The following is an 18,050-nucleotide window of genomic DNA, read 5'->3' as shown; positions in this document are numbered from 1 at the left end:
CGCTATCCGAGCTTCTTCTTGAGGATAACGCCATTTGTGGTGTATCCCATGCGATCAAGCGCATCGAGGGCTGCGGCAGCTTCCGCTTCTTTCTTCGAGGAACCGGTGCCGCGGCCACGACGGATACCATCGACCAAGGCGATTGCGGTGAACGTGGGCTCATGCGCGGGCCCCTCTTCTCCAACAACCTTATAAGACGGCGTCTCCATGTGATCGGACTGCACGCACTCCTGCAAAAAGCTCTTGGGATTGGTGGGGTGCTCAGCGCGCTCGGTCGCCAGGTGTGGTTTGAGCGTACGCATGATGAATGTTTCCGCCACACTCCAACCGCCATCGAGGTACAGTGCCCCCACCAAGGCCTCGTAGACGTTCTCGAGCGCGGAATGCATACCGCGGGCGCCAGTCCCCTGTTCAGAGGCTCCCAGGATGATCACCTTGTCGATGCCGAGCTCAAGACCCACATCGGAAAGCGTTGCGCCTGAGACGAGGGACACCTTGAGTCGCGTGAGCTTGCCCTCGTCAAAGTCCGTATAGGTCTGAAAGAGGGAAACGGCGACAACGGCGCCCAAAATGGAGTCACCTAGGAACTCGAGTCGTTCATACGAGGCCGAGACGGGCTCCCCCTCAACGGCTGAGGGATGCGTGACCGCGCTGCGCAGCAGCGAGATGTCGTTGAATTGATGCCCGCAGATCTCCTGCGCGCGATCGAGCTTCTCGCGAATGGACAAGATCTAGGCCTCCAAGGTCTGCTCGATGGCATCGATCGCCTCGGCGACGGAGTTGATGGCCATGAGCTTATCGTCATCGATCTCAATGTCGAACTCGTCTTCCATGGCGGTCACGAGCTGGAGACGATCGAGGGAGTTGGCATCGAGGTCGTCGAACGTGGTGGCCTCGGAAAGCTCACCGGCCTCGACGCCGAGGACGTCGGCGGCGATATCGCAAACTTTATCGAAGATCTCGGCGCGATCGAGTGCCATGGCACTGCCCCTTTCTCTTCGGACGACACACGGGTGTCGTCCATCCACATATGGAAATGATTTTACCCTAAGCGAAGGCGGCACACACAGCAAAGCCGCGCCCTCGCCGTCAGCGGAGGCGCCTTGATCCAGTGATCATCTGCTTTGCGTGCCATGGGAGCACGGCGAAGGGATATTGTTAGGCCACCGCCCCCATGGAATCGGCCACGCGATCGACGAGCCCTTGGCGCGCCGCGGCGGCACAGGCAAGCGTGCCGTTCTTAACCGCCTCGACGCTCGTGGCGCCATGACCGATCATCACCACACCGCGAAGGCCCAAGAGCACCGCACCGCCCTTCGCATCACCACTCAGCTTGCGTTTGAGGCCACGCAAAACAGGCTTCATGAGAAGCGCGGCGACCTTCCCCCGAACCGAGGACATGAGGCCGCTCTTGAGCTCCTGCATCATGAACTTAGCCGCGCCCTCAATGGACTTAAGGGCGACATTGCCGGCAAAGCCATCGCAAACGACGACATCGAAATGCCCACTCGTGAGGTCAGTCCCCTCGCAGTTGCCCGCGAAGCCTACGACGTTCTCGGCCATAAGGGGAAAACACGACTGCGTGAACGCGCTCCCTTTATGATCCTCGGTACCGTTGGAAAGGAGACCAACGCGCGGCCTATCGATACCCAACACACAAGACGCATACGCTGCGCCCATTTGAGCGAAACGAACGACATCCATGGGCGCGACATCAGGATTTGCCCCCATATCGCACAAGACGGTAAGGCCGCCGGCTCGATTGGGCAAGGCGTTGGTAAGGCAGGGCCGAATCGCCGAGCGCCTACCATCGAGCTCAACCTTAAAAGGGGCGACGTATGCCGTGCCGGCAGCAGTGACGGCACCCGTCGATCCTGCGGAGAAAAAGCCGTCCGCCTGCCCCTTTTTCACCGCACGACAACCAAGAACGATTGAGGACCTACGACGAGTCATGACTGCCTGTATGGGGTCATCCTCCATGGTGATGACCTCCGGCGCGACGAGAGCCTCCGCTCGATCATGCGCAGAGCAGAACCCCGTAACAACCTCCTCGGGACCTGCAACGAGCACCTCGAGGTCCGCATCGGCCTCAAGCGCGGCCTCGATGCCGGCAAGCACAACCTCGGGCTTCTCGTCGCCTCCGACGGCATCAACACACACGCGAACCTTATCCATGATGTTCCCCCCGATAGAGAAATGGCCGACTCTAGGAGCCGGCCATAATGAACTCAACGTAACCGCCAGTCGAGTTTACTCGACGACGATGACCTCGCGGTCCTTATAGAAACCGCAGTTGCCGCAGACATGATGCGGGAGCTTCACAGCACCGCAACGAGGGCAGGTGGACTGGGAAGCAGCGTTGATCTTCATGTTCGTCGAACGACGAGAGTGCGTCTTAGCGCGACCCTTTTTTTGCTTAGGTACTGGCATGTTGACCTTCCTTACAACTCATAACTGGCGGCGATTACGCGCAAGCAACGATAATAACAGAATTCACCGAGTTACACAAAACATCAAAAAACGAATAGGCGACTAATCGAGCTTGAGATTCTTTAACGCGGCGAAGGGATTCTCGTCCGATGCAACCCAGGCTTCTTGAGCAGCATCTGCACATCCACAGTCGCCTTCGTTCAGGTTCGCACCGCATGTGGGGCACAACCCCCGGCAATCCTCGCGGCACAAGACGACGAACGGCGTATCCATGACCACGGCATCAGAGATGGCATCGCCAAGATCGACGACTCGATCATGACCGATAAGCTCAAAGCCGTCCTCATAGTCCTCGGGATCCTCGGGCTCCTCGAACAGGTAGTATTCCTCGATCTCACCGGCGACCTCAAAGGATGCGGGCTCGAGACAGCGATCGCACGCGCCCGTCACCTCAGCTCGCACCATGCCAGTGACCAGGATACCGTCGCCCGCGTTCGTGAACACAACGTCAAACGACGCGCCATGCGGCAAGGCAAGGTCCTTGTCTCCCACCGAATAACTAGCGGCGTCGATATGACCGGCAAACGAATAGGACTCACCGGGATTCTCGAGCTTGTCCGACAAATCGACCATAACCGAACCAAGGCAGCTCATGTTACCAGCCCTGGTTCTGGTTCTGGGCAGCGCTGTCGTTTATCTGCTGGCGGCAACGGGCGACCGTACCGGTGAGGGACTTAAGATTCTCCTCAAGGTGCGTGAACACCTGCTCAGCGTAATCTTCCGCAGCATAGCGGGTCTCGCGCTCGTACTGGTTGGCACGATCGCGAATGTCGTCCGCCTGCTGCTGGGCCAAACGCACAATCTCCTGCTCAGAGGCGATGGTGAGCGCCTGCTGCTGCGCATCGGCGATGATGGAATCAGCCTGAGCGGCGGCACTGGCGAGCAACTCCTCGCGCTCTTTAAGGATGCGACGGGATTTCTGCCACTCCTCGGGATAGCTCATGCGAATCTCATCGAGGATGTTGAAGAAGACATCGGTCTCGATAATCTTTTGCTGGGCGCCCTTGCCGAACGGAGGACGCGCTTCCTCGATGATGCCCTCGAGCTCATCGACAAGGCTCTCGATGCGCTCACCCGGGAGGTTCTCGACCGGCATGAAGGGCTCCTTTCTGCTGTTTCACTCTAACGCGTTATGGTACCACATATGCACGTTTCAACTATTGCGGCAGGTAGTTTATGAAAAACGCCCTTTCAGCGCACTGGCGACGCAGGGAGGAACGAACTCCGATACGTCCCCGCCAAACGAAGCGATCTGGCGCACGACCGAACTCGAAAGATAACCGTATTCAGGAGAGCTCATCACGAAAATGGACTCGAGGTCGGAATCGAGACGGTAATTGAGATCCGCCTGCTGCAGCTCATACTCGAAGTCGGTCATGGCACGCAGGCCCTTGACCACGGCACCGGCACCCACTTGAGCCGCGAAATCGACCAGGAGGCCCGTGAACGGCAGGACGTCCACGCCCTCGAGACCCTGCAAGGCGGTTCGCGCGAGCTCCACGCGTTCTGCAAGGGTGAAGGTGGTCCCCACCCCATTCTTGCCCAGGCTTTCGGCGACGGCGACCGTCACCTTGGGGCAGATCCTCAGGGCACGCCGCACGACATCGATGTGCCCGTACGTTATGGGGTCGAAGGTGCCGGGCACCAGCACGTGATGGATTGTGTTGGTCATGGGTTCCTCACTGGTATCTCAAGAGGTCGATACAGGTCTGGCCGTAACGCTTTTCCCGAAGAGTGTCGAAGCCCTCGAGGACAAGCGCAGGAGTGGACGAGATCCTTTCAAAGAGCACGATCGCCCCGTGTGCCAGCAAGCCACGGGAGGCGAGCGCGCTCACGAGGTTCTCCGCTGGGCTCGTGCCCAGTGCATAGGGCGGGTCGATGAGCACCGCGTCGAAGGGAGCCCCGGGCATACGGCCACGTCGCGCTGCCGTAATCACGTCGCCGGCGACAACGCGCGCCCGCTCACGCTCGCATCCAAGCTTGGCGAGATTGCGCTGCACGAGCGCCGATGCACCCCGATCGAGGTCGAAGAACGTCACTTGAGACGCCCCGCGTGAGAGGAGTTCCAGCCCCAGGGCTCCGGACCCGGCAAAAGCATCGAGGACGCGGGAGCCCTCGACGCCCCCATCAAGGGCGCTTTCCAGCATTGAGGCGATAGCCTCGCGCACGCGATCGGTCGTGGGGCGGCTGATGTCACGCCCACGGGGCGACTCGATGGGCCGTCCGCGCCACTCTCCTCCGACGATTCTCATCCTCCACTGACCTCCTTGAAAACATCTCCGTATCGCGCAATGACCTCATGGCGCAACGGCATCGTCGCCTTAGCGGTAAGATCTCGCGAATACCGGAGGAGCTCCTCCGCGTCATCATGAGCGTACTCGACCAGATCGACATCGGCGTCTAAATCGACAAAACGAAGTGAGACCCCGCCGTGCTGCCTCAGGCCGAGGATCTCGCCCTCATGACGAAGACGCAAGTCCATCTCGGCAAGTTCGAAGCCGTCAGAAGTGCGAGCAAGCGCCTCGAGTCGTTCGAGCGCGGGCGACCGGACGCCGCGCTTTGACCGGACCTCCGTGAGCACCATGCAGTTGCCGGGAATAGGGCCACGGCCCACGCGACCGCGCAGCTGATGAAGCGTCGCCAAGCCGAACCGCTCCCCGTTCTCGACGATCATCATCGTGGCGTTCGGAACATCAACGCCCACTTCAACGACGGTCGTGGCAACGAGCACATCGATATCGCCCGATCGGAACGCATCGATGACCTCCTCTTTGCGGCGAGCGGGCATATGGCCATGGAGCATCTCCACACGCACATCTGGCAACAGCCTTCGCATGTTCTTGCATTCGGACTCAACATCATGCAGCGTCACTGCCTGACGGGCGCGCCCGTGTTCATCGATCTCAAGTCCGGGCACGTCCTCGAGTTCATCAGCCCCCTCTTGCGGCGACACCATCGGGCAGATCACATACGCTTGCCTGCCCCGCGCAAGGCTGTCGCGGAGCGCGCCGTACGCAAGATCGCGGCTGGAGCTCTCCAGCACCTGCGTGGATACGCCTGCCCCCGGGACGGGACGATGCCTGATGACACTCGTGTCCAAATCGCCGTACACCGAGAGCGCGAGGGTACGGGGAATAGGAGTTGCCGTCATCACCAGCAAATCTGCCCCAGGCCCCTTTGCCCTCAGCGTATTGCGTTGACCCACGCCGAACCGATGCTGCTCGTCTATGACGACAAGGCTGAGCCGTTTGAACGTCACGTCGTCCCCGAGCACCGCATGCGTGCCGAATAAAACCGTGATTTCCCCCTGACGCAGACGGTCCAACAAAACCGATCTCTCATCGGCGGGCGTGGAGCCGGTAAGGAGGCCCCACGATATTCCAGCGCGCTCCAAGATAGGTCCGCTCTTGACGGCATATTGACGAGCGAGGACGCTCGTGGGCGCCATGACGCACGCCTGGGTGCCCGAGTCGGCAACGGCTCCGAGCGCACAGCACGCAACGGCGGTCTTGCCCGTTCCCACATCGCCGAGCAAGAGCCGATTCATCACGCGATCGCCCCGCGCCATATCGTCCAAGATCTCGTTGACCGCCACGTCTTGCTCACTCGAAAGCTCAAAGGGAAGCGCTGCGCGCACGGCCGCGACATGCTCGCCCACAAGATGCGGAATGGAGCGGACGCCCAAAAGGTTGGTATCGTTGCGCAGACGCAGGGCCAACTGTAAATAGAGCAGCTCATCGTAGGAAAACCTGCGACGAGCGAGGTCGACTTCCGGCACGATGCGAGGAAAATGGGCGCAGCGCACCGCGCGCGAGAGCGACATCAGGCGACGCCGCGCACGCAACCCAACGGGAACCGGATCGCAAAAGACGCCGACACGCTCCAAGGCCACCGATGTCAAGCGGCGCATCCAGGCTTGAGAGACGCCGTCGCAAACACGATGCACAGGGAGGATGGCACCCTGCGCGCCCCCGTCCTCAATCCGCTCGTACTGCGGCGACGTCATCTGCTTGAATCCATAGGCGAACTCGACTTTGCCGATAACCGCCACACGATCCCCCACCGCAAACTCCCGCGCGATCCAAGGTTGTTTGAAAAACGCGATCTTAAGGACGCCCGAGGCATCGACGAGGAACACCTCCGTCACGATCATACCGCGCTTGGAAGTGGGGCGGTTGGCGACGGAATCCACGGTGCCCACAATCGTGGAGACCTCACCGATCGGTGCCATCTCAATGGACAATGCATGAGTGAAATCGAGATACCTGAACGGAATATGTAGAAGGAGGTCCCCCACCCGCTCGATACCGAGCCTGCGAAGGGCCTCCTCTCTCGCACCCGAGACATATTTCAAACGTGAGATGTCCTCAGACACAGAACAGGTCCGTGCAAGACGGGCCGAGACCCGCGACACGGTGCAAACGTCTGCCATCTCCTATGAAGCCTACTCGATGGAGAAGATGATCGGATACAACGGCTGCTCGCCGCGATGGGCGTCGATCTCGAGGTCGGGTTGGGCCTCCTCAATGGCATCGATAATCTCTTGGAAGGCCTCGTCGTCAAGCTCCTCGCCGGCAAGGATGGTCAGGGCGTCGCCCTCTTCATCGTCCATCATACGGTTGATGCAATCGAGCGTGACCTGCTTGACGTCAGACCCGACGATGTCGATGGAATCGCAGATGATGCCCATGACGTCACCGTCTTGGATGGGCGTACCGTCAGATGCCTGGCTGTCGCGAACCGCGCGGGTGACCTCACCGTCTCGAACCTCGGACTTAGCCTCGGTCATGGCCTCGACGACCTCCTCGACCGGAGCGTCGGGCATGACGGCGAACAGCGCAGAGAACGCCTGGGGAACGGTCTTGGTGGGAACGACGTAGACCTTCTTGTCCGCACACGCACTTGCAGCAGCTTCCGCCGCCATGCGGATGTTGCCGTTGTTAGGAAGGATGATGACCGCCTCGGCATTCACGCGCGCCACGGCATCAAGCAGATCCGCGGTGGAGGGGTTCATCGTCTGCCCACCGGAAACGACGACATCCACGCCGAGGGACTCGAGGATCTCCGCCTCGCCGGACCCGGCGGCGACGGCAACGAAGCCAAGGGGCTTTGCGGGCTCGGCGGCACCGTCCTGGTCGGCGTGAATCTTCGCCGTGCGTTCGGCGACCTCAAGGTCCATGTTATGGATGAAGACCTCGTAGATCTGGCCAAACTGGAGCATGTGCTCGAGCACGAGGTTCGGAGTGTTGGAATGGACATGGACCTTGTAGTCGGGATAGGCACCCACCAGGAGCTCGCAATCGCCCATGGAGCCGAGGAACTTGAGAGCCTCATCCTCATCAAAGGGCTTCTCGGCCTTGAAGAGGAATTCGTTGCAATACCGGAACTCGGAGCCCTCCCAGTCGTCGTTCGCCTCGATCTTCACGCGATCGAGGGCGCCGGCGCGGGCGGAATCAGCATCGAAGGTCGCGGAAAAATCCTCGATTTTAGATGTACGCCCAAGGGCGGCGGCAACGAAATTCTCGAGGAAGATCGCGAAGCCGAACGCACCCGAGTCCACCACGCCGTTCTCCTTGAGCACGGGCAGCAGGTCAGGCGTACGGGCGACGGATTGATAGGCCTCGACCACCAGAGCATCGAGGGTCTCTTCAACGGACAGACGACGCTTCTCGCACTCGTCCGCCTTAGTGGAGACATCCCGCAGGACGGTCAGGATCGTGCCCTCAATAGGCTTGCGCACGGCCTGGAAGGCAACCTTGACGGCACGACGGAATGCGGAGGCGATGTCAGAAGCATCGACGGGCTCTCCGGCATCGTGTAGTCCCTCAGCGACACCGCGAAGAATCTGCGAAGTAATGACACCGGAATTGCCGCGGGCCCCCATCAGGGAGCCATGGGTGATGGCACCGGCGATGACCTCCATATCGGCGTCGACCGGAAGCGCCGCGAGCTCCTTAACGACAGATTGGAGCGTAAGGGACATATTGGTGCCCGTATCGCCGTCGGGCACGGGAAACACGTTGAGCTTATTGATCTCCTCGGCCTTGTCGGCGACAGCCGCGACCGCGATGGGAAAACAGGTGCGAATGGTCTTTGCAATCATCTCTACTGGTACTTTCGTCTCGTGAATGCAGGTCTGTGCGAACAATGCGCACCTTAGAGGCGGGATTTCATCCCGTCGATGTGGATGGCGATCTTGAGCTGGGCCGGATCGATCTGCGCGATCTCCGATAGAGTGAACGAGACCGAACTCGCGAGGTTCTCGCTGACGGAACGCATGTTGACTCCGGCCTCGATGACCACATGGAGGTCGACCGTGAGCCCATCCTCGGAGGCGGTGACCAACACACCCTTGCGCAGGCGTTGACCGGCAAGCAGACGCACGCTTTCGGCGCCTTGCAGCTGCTCGGCCATACCCACCACACCGTAGCAAGACATGGCGGCGTAGCCGGCGATATCGGCAATAACCTCGTTCGAGACGTTCAAGGTCCCGGCGATCGGTTCAGTCATGGGATTCTCCTTCCGCACGCACTCCAAGAGAGGCGGTCTGAGCATTCATATCGGAATATTGTATATCTCTTCCCACCGCGTACGGTCGAAACATAATTACTGCAAGCGGGTGAACGACGATATTTGTACAGAGATGGAGTATGCCGATTGCCCCGAGCTACCCTCCATTCGCCGATTGGCGAAATCGAGTAGTTAGGCCGCATTTTTAGTGGGTAGTTTTGTAATAAGAGAGGCGCGCCCAATTGCTTCGGAATGGAAGGGAGTAACTATGAACGTCAACGTTCGGGAAGCAAGCTTGACACGGAGATCGGTGCTGGCGGCGGCGGGGCTCATTTCAGGCTCAATGCTTATTCCAGACACGCTCTACGCATCGGACGCTCCGCTTCCTTCGGCATCGAACAACTCCCGTCGTTTGGCTGTCGTTAAGGGTCATGCCAATCTGGCTAGGTCTGAACTTGAGGCCGTTATATTTGAGCAGGCAAAAAAGGAAGGGGATAAGTTAATTCAGTCGCTTAACGAAAGCATTGGTAATTCGAAAGCAGCCCGTGGACGCCCCTACTACGAGAATGTTTACGGCCCGGTAACCTATGCAAATAGTGGGTATCAATTTGTAGGTGGGCAACCCGCGAATGGATACAGTTTCTCTAATGGAGGCTCCATCTACGTCGAACTCACAGGAGGGCCATCAGTTGGAGTCTCATTTAGCTTCCCCTTGTCATTTGGCGGAGCTGTTGGGGTGTCAATGTCGTTTGCTCGCGCCGTAAGTTCACCTGGCATAATCGTTAATATCCCTGCTGGGGGACGAAAAAAGGTAAAAGCAAATATTGAATATGCATCAACACCATACACCACGTACTATATCGATGCCTATGGAAATAGAAGCGTCTACGCGCACCTGCACTCGTATCCTGAAGTCACTGGACGTGACTTCAAAGTAGTTAACGCGTAAATCATGTCACCTTCAGAAATGGAGCCCGGCATGAGAAAGCACGTTCTCCAAATCATCGTTGTAGCGCTCGTGGTATGTCTGACCATTGGAATGGTGTTGTATATTGGCGAAAAGCATGCCAGAAGTCAACTGTGCCACAGAATGGAAGAAGGCTTTGATATAACCGGAACATTTGCTTACGAATCCTCTTTGAGCCAATCCATATACTTCGAAAGAAGCGATAACACGGAATTCACAACATGGGCGGCTCGAACGGAAGAAGACAGCTATACAAAAGGTGTTACTTCAAATACTGGTGACCCGAACATATACCTGTTGACTAGCGACGACGGTGAACCTTATGCGACAGTCCATGTTGCATATACCAGCAATGAAGATGGGCTGATCTTCATATCGCTAGACGGTAGAACTTATATGCCGTACGAAAAGATTGCCAATTCCCGTGTAACCTATAACAAATGACTCTGTTACGTGCAGGAGACTGTTTGATTGCCAAGTTGATGCGCACTCACAACTGGGCAATCCTTAGACGAAGACAAGGCATGGAGCAATGGATCGTGTATTAGAGATTGCACTCGTAAGTGCACCGATTAGGAGTCAGTCATTGCCGCTAAGATGCCATCGACCGGTTGCGGAGTCGTAATAGCGGCGCAGAATTTGTCCTATGTGAAGATTTCCCACATAAGACGCCTCCTATGGTATAGTTCATTGCTGTTTGTTCACGCGACCTCGAATCGGGTCGCCTAAGAAGGGTCACTGACATGTCCAAAGTTTGCGAAATCTGCGGTAAGCACCCTGTTGCTGGTCGCTCCATCAGCCACTCCCACCGCGTCTCCAATCGTAAGTTCCGTCCCAACATCCAGCGCGTCTACGTTGTCGTCAACGGCGTGCGTCGCAAGATGAACGTGTGCACCAGCTGCCTCAAGGCCCAGAAGGTGGCTCGCTCCTAAGCACTCCCCTCTTTGGACAAACGTTTGCTTGCAAGCATCAGGCGCTCCGGAATCCCGGGGCGCCTTTCTTTCTCACGAGAAGTCGCTTCCTCCTACGTCGCACCTTCCGTGCACATGTTGAAGTGCATCATACTATTTGAAGCGTTTCGATCATCACAATTCTGACACGTGCTCACCACAAATCTTGTCTTCCACCGCAATTGAAGCGTTTCATTCGACCGTTTACGGCTCAATTTCTACCATTCACGTTATTGGAACGCTTCATTACGCTACAGTACAAGTCGTTGGGTAAACCCGCTTCTCGTAAAGGAGAGAGCAGTATGGCGAAGAAACCTACCGTTGCCGCCGCCCCCGAAGTCGTAGATTCGATCGAATCCCTTGAGGCCAAGCTCGAGCTTATGCGCGAGGCCCAGGGGATTTTTGCTACCTACTCCCAGGAGCAGGTAGACAAGATCTTCTACGAGGCCGCGATGGCAGCCAACAAGGCCCGCATCCCGCTGGCCAAGATGGCCGTCGAGGAGACTGGCCGCGGTGTTCTCGAGGACAAGGTCATCAAGAACCACTACGCCGCCGAGTACATCTACAACGCGTACAAGGACACCAAGACCTGCGGCGTCATCGAGCGCGACGATGCCTACGGCATCACCAAGATTGCCGAGCCCATCGGCATCGTGGGTGCGGTCATCCCCACCACCAACCCCACGTCCACCGCGATCTTCAAGTGCCTTATCTGCCTGAAGACCCGCAACGCCATCATCATCTCCCCGCACCCGGCGGCCGCCAAGTGCACCATCGCCGCAGCCAAGCTCGTCCTGGAGGCCGCAGTCAAGGCCGGCGCGCCCGAGGGCATCATCGGCTGGGTCGACGTCCCCTCCATCGACCTTACCAATAAGGTCATGGCAGATGTCGACATCATCCTGGCTACCGGCGGCCCTGGTATGGTCAAGGCCGCGTACTCCTCCGGCAAGCCCGCCCTCGGCGTCGGCGCCGGCAACACCCCCGTCATCATCGACGACACTGCCGACATCAAGCTCGCCGTCAACTCCATCATTCACTCCAAGACCTTCGACAACGGCATGATCTGTGCTTCCGAGCAGTCCGTGACCGTTCTTGAGTCCGTCTACAAGGAGGTCAAGGACGAGTTTGCCCGTCGCGGCTGCTACTTCGTCAAGAAGGGCGCCGAGATGGAGGCCCTGCGTGGCGCAATGTTCAAGAACGGCGCGCTCGACCACCGCATCCCCGGCATGCCCGCCGCCAAGATCGCCGAGCTCGCCGGCATCGAGGTTCCCGCCAAGACCAAGATTCTGATCGCCGAGGTCACCTCCACCGACCCCGAGAAGGAGGAGTTCTCTCACGAGAAGCTCTCCCCCGTCCTCGCCATGTACAAGGCCAAGTCCTTCCAGGAGGCCGTCGACAAGGCCGAGCACCTCGTGCTCGCCGGTGGTCCCGGCCACACAGCCTCCCTCTACGTGCACCCTGCGCAGGCCGAGAAGATCGCCCTGTTCGAGGACACCATGAAGGCCTGCCGCATCGTCATCAACACCCCGTCCTCCCAGGGTGGCATCGGTGACCTGTACAACTTCGGCATGAAGCCGTCCCTCACGCTGGGCTGCGGCTCCTGGGGTGGCAACTCCGTCTCCGAGAATGTTGGGGTGAAGCACTTGCTGAACGTCAAGACCGTGGCAGAGCGCCGCGAGAACATGCTGTGGTTCCGTGCTCCCGAGAAGGTGTACTTCAAGAAGGGCTCCACGCCGGTCGCGCTCGACGAGCTCGGCACCGTGATGGGCAAGAAGCGCGCCTTCATCGTCACCGACCAGTTCCTCTTCAAGAACGGCAACACCCGCGCCATCGAGGCCAAGCTCGACGAGATGGGCATCGCCCACGACTGCTTCTATGACGTCGAGCCCGATCCGTCGCTGCAGTGCGCACGTCGTGGCGCCAAGCAGATGGCTCTCTTTGAGCCGGACGTCATCATCGCCGTCGGCGGTGGCTCCGCTATGGACGCCGGCAAGATCATGTGGATGATGTACGAGCACCCCGAGTGCAAGTTTGAGGACATGGCCATGGACTTCATGGACATTCGCAAGCGTATCTTCACCTTCCCCGAGATGGGCAAGAAGGCCTACTTCGTCGCCGTCCCGACCTCCTCGGGTACCGGCTCCGAGTGCACGCCGTTCGCCATCATCACCGACAAGGACACCGGCATCAAATGGCCGCTCGCCGACTACGCGCTGCTGCCGAACATGGCTATCGTCGACGCCGACAACTGCATGACCGCCCCGCGCGGCCTGACCGCTGCCTCCGGCATCGACGTCATGACCCACGCCATCGAGTCCTACGTCTCCATCATGGCCTCCGACTACACGAAGGGTCTCTCCATGAAGGCGGCTAAGCTCGTCTTTGAGAACCTCCCCAGCTCGTATGAGAACGGCGCCAAGGATCCGCATGCCCGCGAGGAGATGCACAACGCCTCCTGCATGGCCGGCATGGCCTTCGCCAACGCCTTCCTGGGCCTCAACCACTCCATGGCCCACAAGCTCGGCGCCTTCCACCACCTGCCCCACGGCATCGCCAACGCCGTCATCCTGACCCGCGTCATGCGCTACAACGCCGCCGAGGCCCCGGTCAAGATGGGCACCTTCTCCCAGTACCCCTACCCCAACGCGCTCGCCGCATACGCCGAGATGGCCCGCTACTGCGGCGTCGAGGGCAAGGACGACAAGGAGGTCTTCGAGAACTTCATCGTCAAGCTCGAGGAGCTCAAGGATTTCATCGGCGTCAAGAAGACCATCGCCGACTACGGCGTCGACGAGGCCTACTTCCTCGAGACCCTCGACGATATGGTCGAGCAGGCGTTCAACGACCAGTGCACCGGCGCCAACCCGCGCTACCCGCTCATGAGCGAAATCAAGGAGCTCTACCTTGACGCCTTCTACGGTCGCGAGCCCCAGGACTACGCCGTCCTGTAGGCACGCCCGTTTCCCGCCCAATATACGCCGCTCGCGCCATTCTCGGCCGAGCGGCGCCCCGGGCGTTCTACGATGGTGCAAGACCTAAGAGAAAGGACGGTAGCGCCATGATTCTTCCCGAGTCCAAGACCGTGCTCGTCGAGCACTCCAACAAGAAGGTCTACGACCTCGGCGACAAGATCGCCAAGGTGTTCAACACCAACAAGCCCGCATCCGATGTCTTCAACGAGGCCCTGAACCTCGCCCGCATCTCCGAGTCTGGCATCCGCACCCCCAAACCTCTCGAAGTTTCCGAGGTCGAGGGCACCGGTTGGGCACTGCTCACTGAGAAGGTCCCCGGCGTCACGCTTGCCGACAAGATGGCCGCCGAGCCCTCCAAGTTCTACGAATATCTGGAGCAGTTCGTCGATCTTCAAGTCGAGATCCACAGCAACCGCTCCCCGCTGCTCAACCGCCAGCGCGACAAGTACGCCCGCATGATCAACGGCCTTCCCCACATCAACGCCACCACGCGCTACAACCTCATGGAGCGCCTCGATGGCATGAAGAAGGAGTTCCAGATCTGCCACGGCGACTTCAACCCCAGCAACGTGATCGTGGCTGAGGACGGTCAGCTCTATGTCTGCGACTGGGCCCATGCCACCCAGGGCTCTCCTGCAGCCGATGCCGCAATGACCTACCTGCTCTTCGCGCTCACCGACAAGCAGCAGGCCGATGCCTACCTCGAGCTCTACTGCGATCGCGCCGACGTCCCGATGCAGGTCGTCCGCCAGTGGATGTCCATCGTTGCCGCAGCCGAGCTCTCTCGCAAGCGCACCGATGTCAACGACGAGTTCCTCATGAGCTGGATCGACGTTGTGGATTACCAGGGCTAAAGCCCAACCACCTTCGCATACGGCGTCAGGCCAAGGGTCCTCGAGCTTGCTCGGGGACCCTTTTGCCTATGTCGATGTCGACGAAACCAACCCAAAAACGTCATCCAACGTCAGCGGATGAGGTAGGCGGCTATAAGGCCCTCGTGGCAGATGATGCGAGCCCCTGCGTGAAGAACATTTGATATTCCAATATCCTCAAGGAGCTGTACACGACGATGGTCCAGTGTCCACTCCATCCCCTCTTCCGAGACGACCGCAGAGGGGCTCAGGGGCACGAATGAAAACGTAGAGCCCTCGCATTCGTCTAAAGCCCAAGAATCGCCCGCCTTGAGCAAGCGAGCGGAATACGCATCTTCTATCCAAGCGATAGGCGCTTTCCACCTGGCAACACAGCCAAGGGCCGCGAGCGCGTGATCAGTCCGGCCACCAGACAGGCACGTGCAGAGAATGGGGGCGGAACCCCAACGACCCTCTACAGCGCGAAGGGCGAGGGACAAGTCGGTATAGTCCTTATACGGGTCATACCGTTCGACTTCGCCAACCAGACTTTCAGCGCCTGACAAAGCCGCCTGTACTTGATCTCGTCCAAACGAGGACACCGAGTCGGCATCGCCGCAAAACAGGTCGCAGGGGACATGAGCTGAGATGAGGGAATCGAGGCCACGGTCGACAGCGACGACGTGCGCGCATGACTGCGCGAGACTTGTCAGCATTTCAGCCCCTGTTGCCTCCGGAGAACCGCCAACAATCAGCGTGTACGAAAGCGAATCCTCGGTAATCTTTGACGCAAACCGCACTCCCATTGAGCACGCTCACCTCCCGGCGCCCAAAGGGCGACAAATCGATACATTATATAACCCATCATTTCATTCACGCTCCAACGGCGTCTGTCAAGGATGATTTTACTCATTTCATCTAGGGGTCGAATCATGCCAGTGACGGTATTTTTGTACACTTTATGATGTGCAAGTGGTACGGTAGGTACGTCACCGGTTCCACATGCGCCGCAGTGTGTGGACGAACGCAGAGCCATCTGCGTCCTCATCTATCGACCTGCGTTTGCCGAGAGCCCGAGACGTTATCGTTGGTCCATGGCAGAACGCCATACATACGATGGAGAGGTTCAGATGGCTGCATCATCGACACCCTCGAAAACCAAATTGAATGCCCCCTGCAAAGCACGCCCCTCGAGCACCAAGGACGAACGACCTTCCCTCATGCTCACGAACGATGACATATATCTTTTCTCGAACGGTATGTGGCAACGCGCTTGGGAGAAAATGGGTGCGCACAGGGATGTCCAGAATGGCACGGAAGGCTGGATGTTCCGTGTATGGGCACCGCAGGTCGTAAGCGTACATCTCGTAGGCGATTTCAATGGCTGGGATCCCCTCTCAACGCCACTCACCCGCGCCGACAACAGCGACATCTGGGAGGCTTTCGTTCCCGGTCTCCAGCTCGGTGACCTCTACAAATATGCTATCAAGTCCGACGAGGGCGAACTTCTGTGGAAGGCCGACCCCTTCGGGTTCTTTGCAGAAACCTGCCCCGGAACGGCTTCTAGGCTATGGGACATCTCCGGCTACGCCTGGAAGGATGCTACCTGGCTGCGTCGCCGCGCGGAGCGCGACATCATGAAGAGCCCCCTCAACATCTACGAGGTGCACCTGGGCAGTTGGAAGCGCCACGGAAACGAACCTCAGGGAGAGCCGCGCGAGGACGGCACCTGGCCGGGCCCCGGCGATCCGTTCCCCGCCCAGCGCGGCACCTACTACACGTACGACGACCTCTCCGATGAGCTGGTGGCGTACGTCAAGAAGATGGGCTACACGCACGTCGAGGTCATGCCCCTCATGGAGCATCCCTTCGACGGGTCTTGGGGCTATCAGGCGACCGGATACTTCGCCGCCACGTCGCGCTACGGCACGCCGCAGCAGCTGATGCACTTCGTCGACGCCTGCCACAAGGCGGGCATCGGTGTCATTCTTGATTGGGTACCGGGCGGTTTCTGCGCAAACGCCGAAGGTCTTGCGACGTTTAACGGCCACATGCTCTTTGAACGTGAGGTCCACCCTAATTGGGGAACCCACAAGTTCGATTTCGGCCGCCCCGAGGTGCGCAGTTTCCTCGTGTCGAACGTCCTGTTCTGGATCGAACAGTTCCATGTCGACGGCATCCGCATGGATGGCGTCTCGAGCATGCTGTACCTCAACTTCGGCGTGGACAACCCAGCAGACAAAAAGTTCAACAAGTACGGCACCGAGGAGGACCTCGACGCCTCCGCCTTCATCCGCCAAGTCAACTGCGCGGTGGGCAGGGAGTTCCCCGACGTCATGATGATCGCCGAAGAGTCCACCGCATGGCCCCTCGTCACGTACCCCGCCGAAGACGGCGGATTGGGATTCCACCTCAAGTGGGACATGGGTTGGATGAACGACACGCTGCACTACATGCAGTGCGATTTCCCGTGGCGTCCGGGCAACCACAGCCTGCTCACGTTCTCCATCATGTACGCCTTCTCCGAGAACTTCGTACTGCCCCTTTCCCACGACGAGGTGGTAAACGGGAAATGTTCGTTGATAGGCCGCATGCCCGGTGACGACTGGCGCCGCTTCGCCGGGCTGCGTACGCTTGCCTTCTATCAGATGACCCATCCCGGTGCCAAGCTCAACTTCATGGGCAACGAGATCGGCCAGCAAATCGAATGGCGCTACTACGAGGCCATCGAATGGTTCCTCGCTAAGGACTTCGACGCTACTCACGGTGCTCAGCAGCGCTTTATTGAGGCTCTCAACCACCTGTACACGTCGCAGCGTGGCCTATGGCAGAACGCCTACAGTGAGCAGGGCTTCGAATGGATCGATGCTAACAACTCGGATCAATCCATCGTGAGCTTCGTCCGCCATGGTGACAAACCCGCCGACGACCTACTCGTGCTTATCAATTTCGACCCCGCCTCCTATGAAACGTATCGCGTCGGCACCCCACGCGAGGGCGATTGGGAGCTCGTGTTCAACACCGACGACCCCGCATACGGTGGCTCCGGATTCCCGGTCATCGAGATGGCATCGTCCAAGCCCGAACCATGGAACATGCGCGACACGTCGATTGAGATCGGTGTCCCCGGTCTTGCCGGATTGGTGTACCGCCGCCGTCGCACTTCTTCCTACAAGCCGCCCAAACCGCTAAAGGCTACGCCCAAAACTACAAAGAAACAAACACGTGGAACTAAAAAGCCGGCGTCATCGCGTGCGAAGACCAGCAAATAACCCGACTAGAAGCCCGCGTGAATAGCCTTCCACGCACC

18 protein-coding genes are annotated in these 18,050 nt (G+C 59.0%); 6 read left to right on the top strand and 12 right to left on the bottom strand.

What is annotated here, in order from left to right; genetic code table 11:
* Window positions 1–2: 2 nt before the first annotated feature.
* From rnc to DWV48_RS05350, 11 genes are all read right to left on the bottom strand, one after another.
* Window positions 3–728, bottom strand: a complete 726-nt coding sequence (rnc, locus tag DWV48_RS05400; RefSeq protein ID WP_118653806.1) for a ribonuclease III — start codon at window positions 726–728, stop codon at window positions 3–5.
* A 3-nt stretch (window positions 729–731) separates the two neighbouring features.
* Window positions 732–980, bottom strand: coding sequence for a phosphopantetheine-binding protein (locus DWV48_RS05395; protein ID WP_118653805.1), 249 nt, complete (start codon window positions 978–980; stop codon window positions 732–734).
* A gap of 178 nt (window positions 981–1,158) precedes the next feature.
* Window positions 1,159–2,175 (bottom strand): phosphate acyltransferase PlsX, encoded by a 1,017-nt coding sequence (gene plsX / locus DWV48_RS05390; RefSeq protein ID WP_118653804.1) that lies wholly within the window; start codon window positions 2,173–2,175, stop codon window positions 1,159–1,161.
* Between the two features lie 75 nt (window positions 2,176–2,250).
* Window positions 2,251–2,430, bottom strand: a complete 180-nt coding sequence (rpmF, locus tag DWV48_RS05385; protein ID WP_039910269.1) for a 50S ribosomal protein L32 — start codon at window positions 2,428–2,430, stop codon at window positions 2,251–2,253.
* Between the two features lie 102 nt (window positions 2,431–2,532).
* The gene (locus DWV48_RS05380; protein ID WP_118653803.1) at window positions 2,533–3,084 is read right to left on the bottom strand and encodes a DUF177 domain-containing protein; all 552 of its coding nucleotides are present in this window, start codon (window positions 3,082–3,084) and stop codon (window positions 2,533–2,535) included.
* A 1-nt stretch (window position 3,085) separates the two neighbouring features.
* Window positions 3,086–3,586 carry an ATPase gene (locus DWV48_RS05375; protein WP_118653802.1) on the bottom strand — a complete coding sequence of 167 codons (501 nt, stop codon included), beginning with the start codon at window positions 3,584–3,586 and terminating at the stop codon, window positions 3,086–3,088.
* A gap of 78 nt (window positions 3,587–3,664) precedes the next feature.
* Window positions 3,665–4,162, bottom strand: a complete 498-nt coding sequence (gene coaD / locus DWV48_RS05370) for a pantetheine-phosphate adenylyltransferase (protein ID WP_118653801.1) — start codon at window positions 4,160–4,162, stop codon at window positions 3,665–3,667.
* 7 nt (window positions 4,163–4,169) lie between these two features.
* Window positions 4,170–4,742: a 16S rRNA (guanine(966)-N(2))-methyltransferase RsmD gene (gene rsmD, locus DWV48_RS05365; RefSeq protein ID WP_118653800.1), complete on the bottom strand. Its 573-nt coding sequence runs from the start codon at window positions 4,740–4,742 to the stop codon at window positions 4,170–4,172.
* Complete coding sequence (locus DWV48_RS05360; protein ID WP_118653799.1) at window positions 4,739–6,922, bottom strand: ATP-dependent DNA helicase RecG; 2,184 nt, start codon at window positions 6,920–6,922, stop codon at window positions 4,739–4,741. The genes rsmD and DWV48_RS05360 overlap by 4 nt, the downstream gene beginning before the upstream one ends.
* 12 nt (window positions 6,923–6,934) lie before the next feature.
* Window positions 6,935–8,593, bottom strand: a complete 1,659-nt coding sequence (locus DWV48_RS05355; protein WP_118653798.1) for a DAK2 domain-containing protein — start codon at window positions 8,591–8,593, stop codon at window positions 6,935–6,937.
* Between the two features lie 53 nt (window positions 8,594–8,646).
* Complete coding sequence (locus DWV48_RS05350) at window positions 8,647–9,000, bottom strand: Asp23/Gls24 family envelope stress response protein (RefSeq protein WP_199588904.1); 354 nt, start codon at window positions 8,998–9,000, stop codon at window positions 8,647–8,649.
* 268 nt (window positions 9,001–9,268) lie between these two features.
* On the opposite strand from DWV48_RS05350, the gene DWV48_RS09095 reads away from it, so the two are divergent.
* From DWV48_RS09095 to DWV48_RS05330, 5 genes are all read left to right on the top strand, one after another.
* Window positions 9,269–9,949 carry a hypothetical protein gene (locus tag DWV48_RS09095; protein WP_147352845.1) on the top strand — a complete coding sequence of 227 codons (681 nt, stop codon included), beginning with the start codon at window positions 9,269–9,271 and terminating at the stop codon, window positions 9,947–9,949.
* Window positions 9,950–9,979: 30 nt separating this feature from the next.
* On the top strand, window positions 9,980–10,411 hold the full coding sequence (locus DWV48_RS05345; RefSeq protein ID WP_118653797.1) for a hypothetical protein: 432 nt from the start codon (window positions 9,980–9,982) through the stop codon (window positions 10,409–10,411).
* 299 nt (window positions 10,412–10,710) lie between these two features.
* On the top strand, window positions 10,711–10,899 hold the full coding sequence (gene rpmB / locus DWV48_RS05340) for a 50S ribosomal protein L28 (RefSeq protein WP_006721280.1): 189 nt from the start codon (window positions 10,711–10,713) through the stop codon (window positions 10,897–10,899).
* Window positions 10,900–11,219: 320 nt separating this feature from the next.
* The gene (adhE, locus tag DWV48_RS05335; protein WP_118653796.1) at window positions 11,220–13,868 is read left to right on the top strand and encodes a bifunctional acetaldehyde-CoA/alcohol dehydrogenase; all 2,649 of its coding nucleotides are present in this window, start codon (window positions 11,220–11,222) and stop codon (window positions 13,866–13,868) included.
* A 107-nt stretch (window positions 13,869–13,975) separates the two neighbouring features.
* Window positions 13,976–14,743: a phosphotransferase family protein gene (locus DWV48_RS05330; RefSeq protein WP_118653795.1), complete on the top strand. Its 768-nt coding sequence runs from the start codon at window positions 13,976–13,978 to the stop codon at window positions 14,741–14,743.
* Between the two features lie 110 nt (window positions 14,744–14,853).
* On the opposite strand, the gene DWV48_RS05325 is transcribed toward DWV48_RS05330, so the two are convergent.
* Window positions 14,854–15,456 carry a thiamine diphosphokinase gene (locus tag DWV48_RS05325; RefSeq protein ID WP_233546180.1) on the bottom strand — a complete coding sequence of 201 codons (603 nt, stop codon included), beginning with the start codon at window positions 15,454–15,456 and terminating at the stop codon, window positions 14,854–14,856.
* 504 nt (window positions 15,457–15,960) lie between these two features.
* Between DWV48_RS05325 and glgB the strand changes: the two genes are divergently transcribed.
* On the top strand, window positions 15,961–18,012 hold the full coding sequence (gene glgB, locus DWV48_RS05320; RefSeq protein ID WP_118653793.1) for a 1,4-alpha-glucan branching protein GlgB: 2,052 nt from the start codon (window positions 15,961–15,963) through the stop codon (window positions 18,010–18,012).
* The last annotated feature ends 38 nt before the right edge of the window (window positions 18,013–18,050 follow it).

Source organism: Collinsella sp. AF08-23, assembly GCF_003479805.1.
Taxonomy (GTDB): domain Bacteria; phylum Actinomycetota; class Coriobacteriia; order Coriobacteriales; family Coriobacteriaceae; genus Collinsella.
Note: the sequence above shows the minus strand (reverse complement) of the source record. Positions and strands in the feature narration are given on the sequence as shown.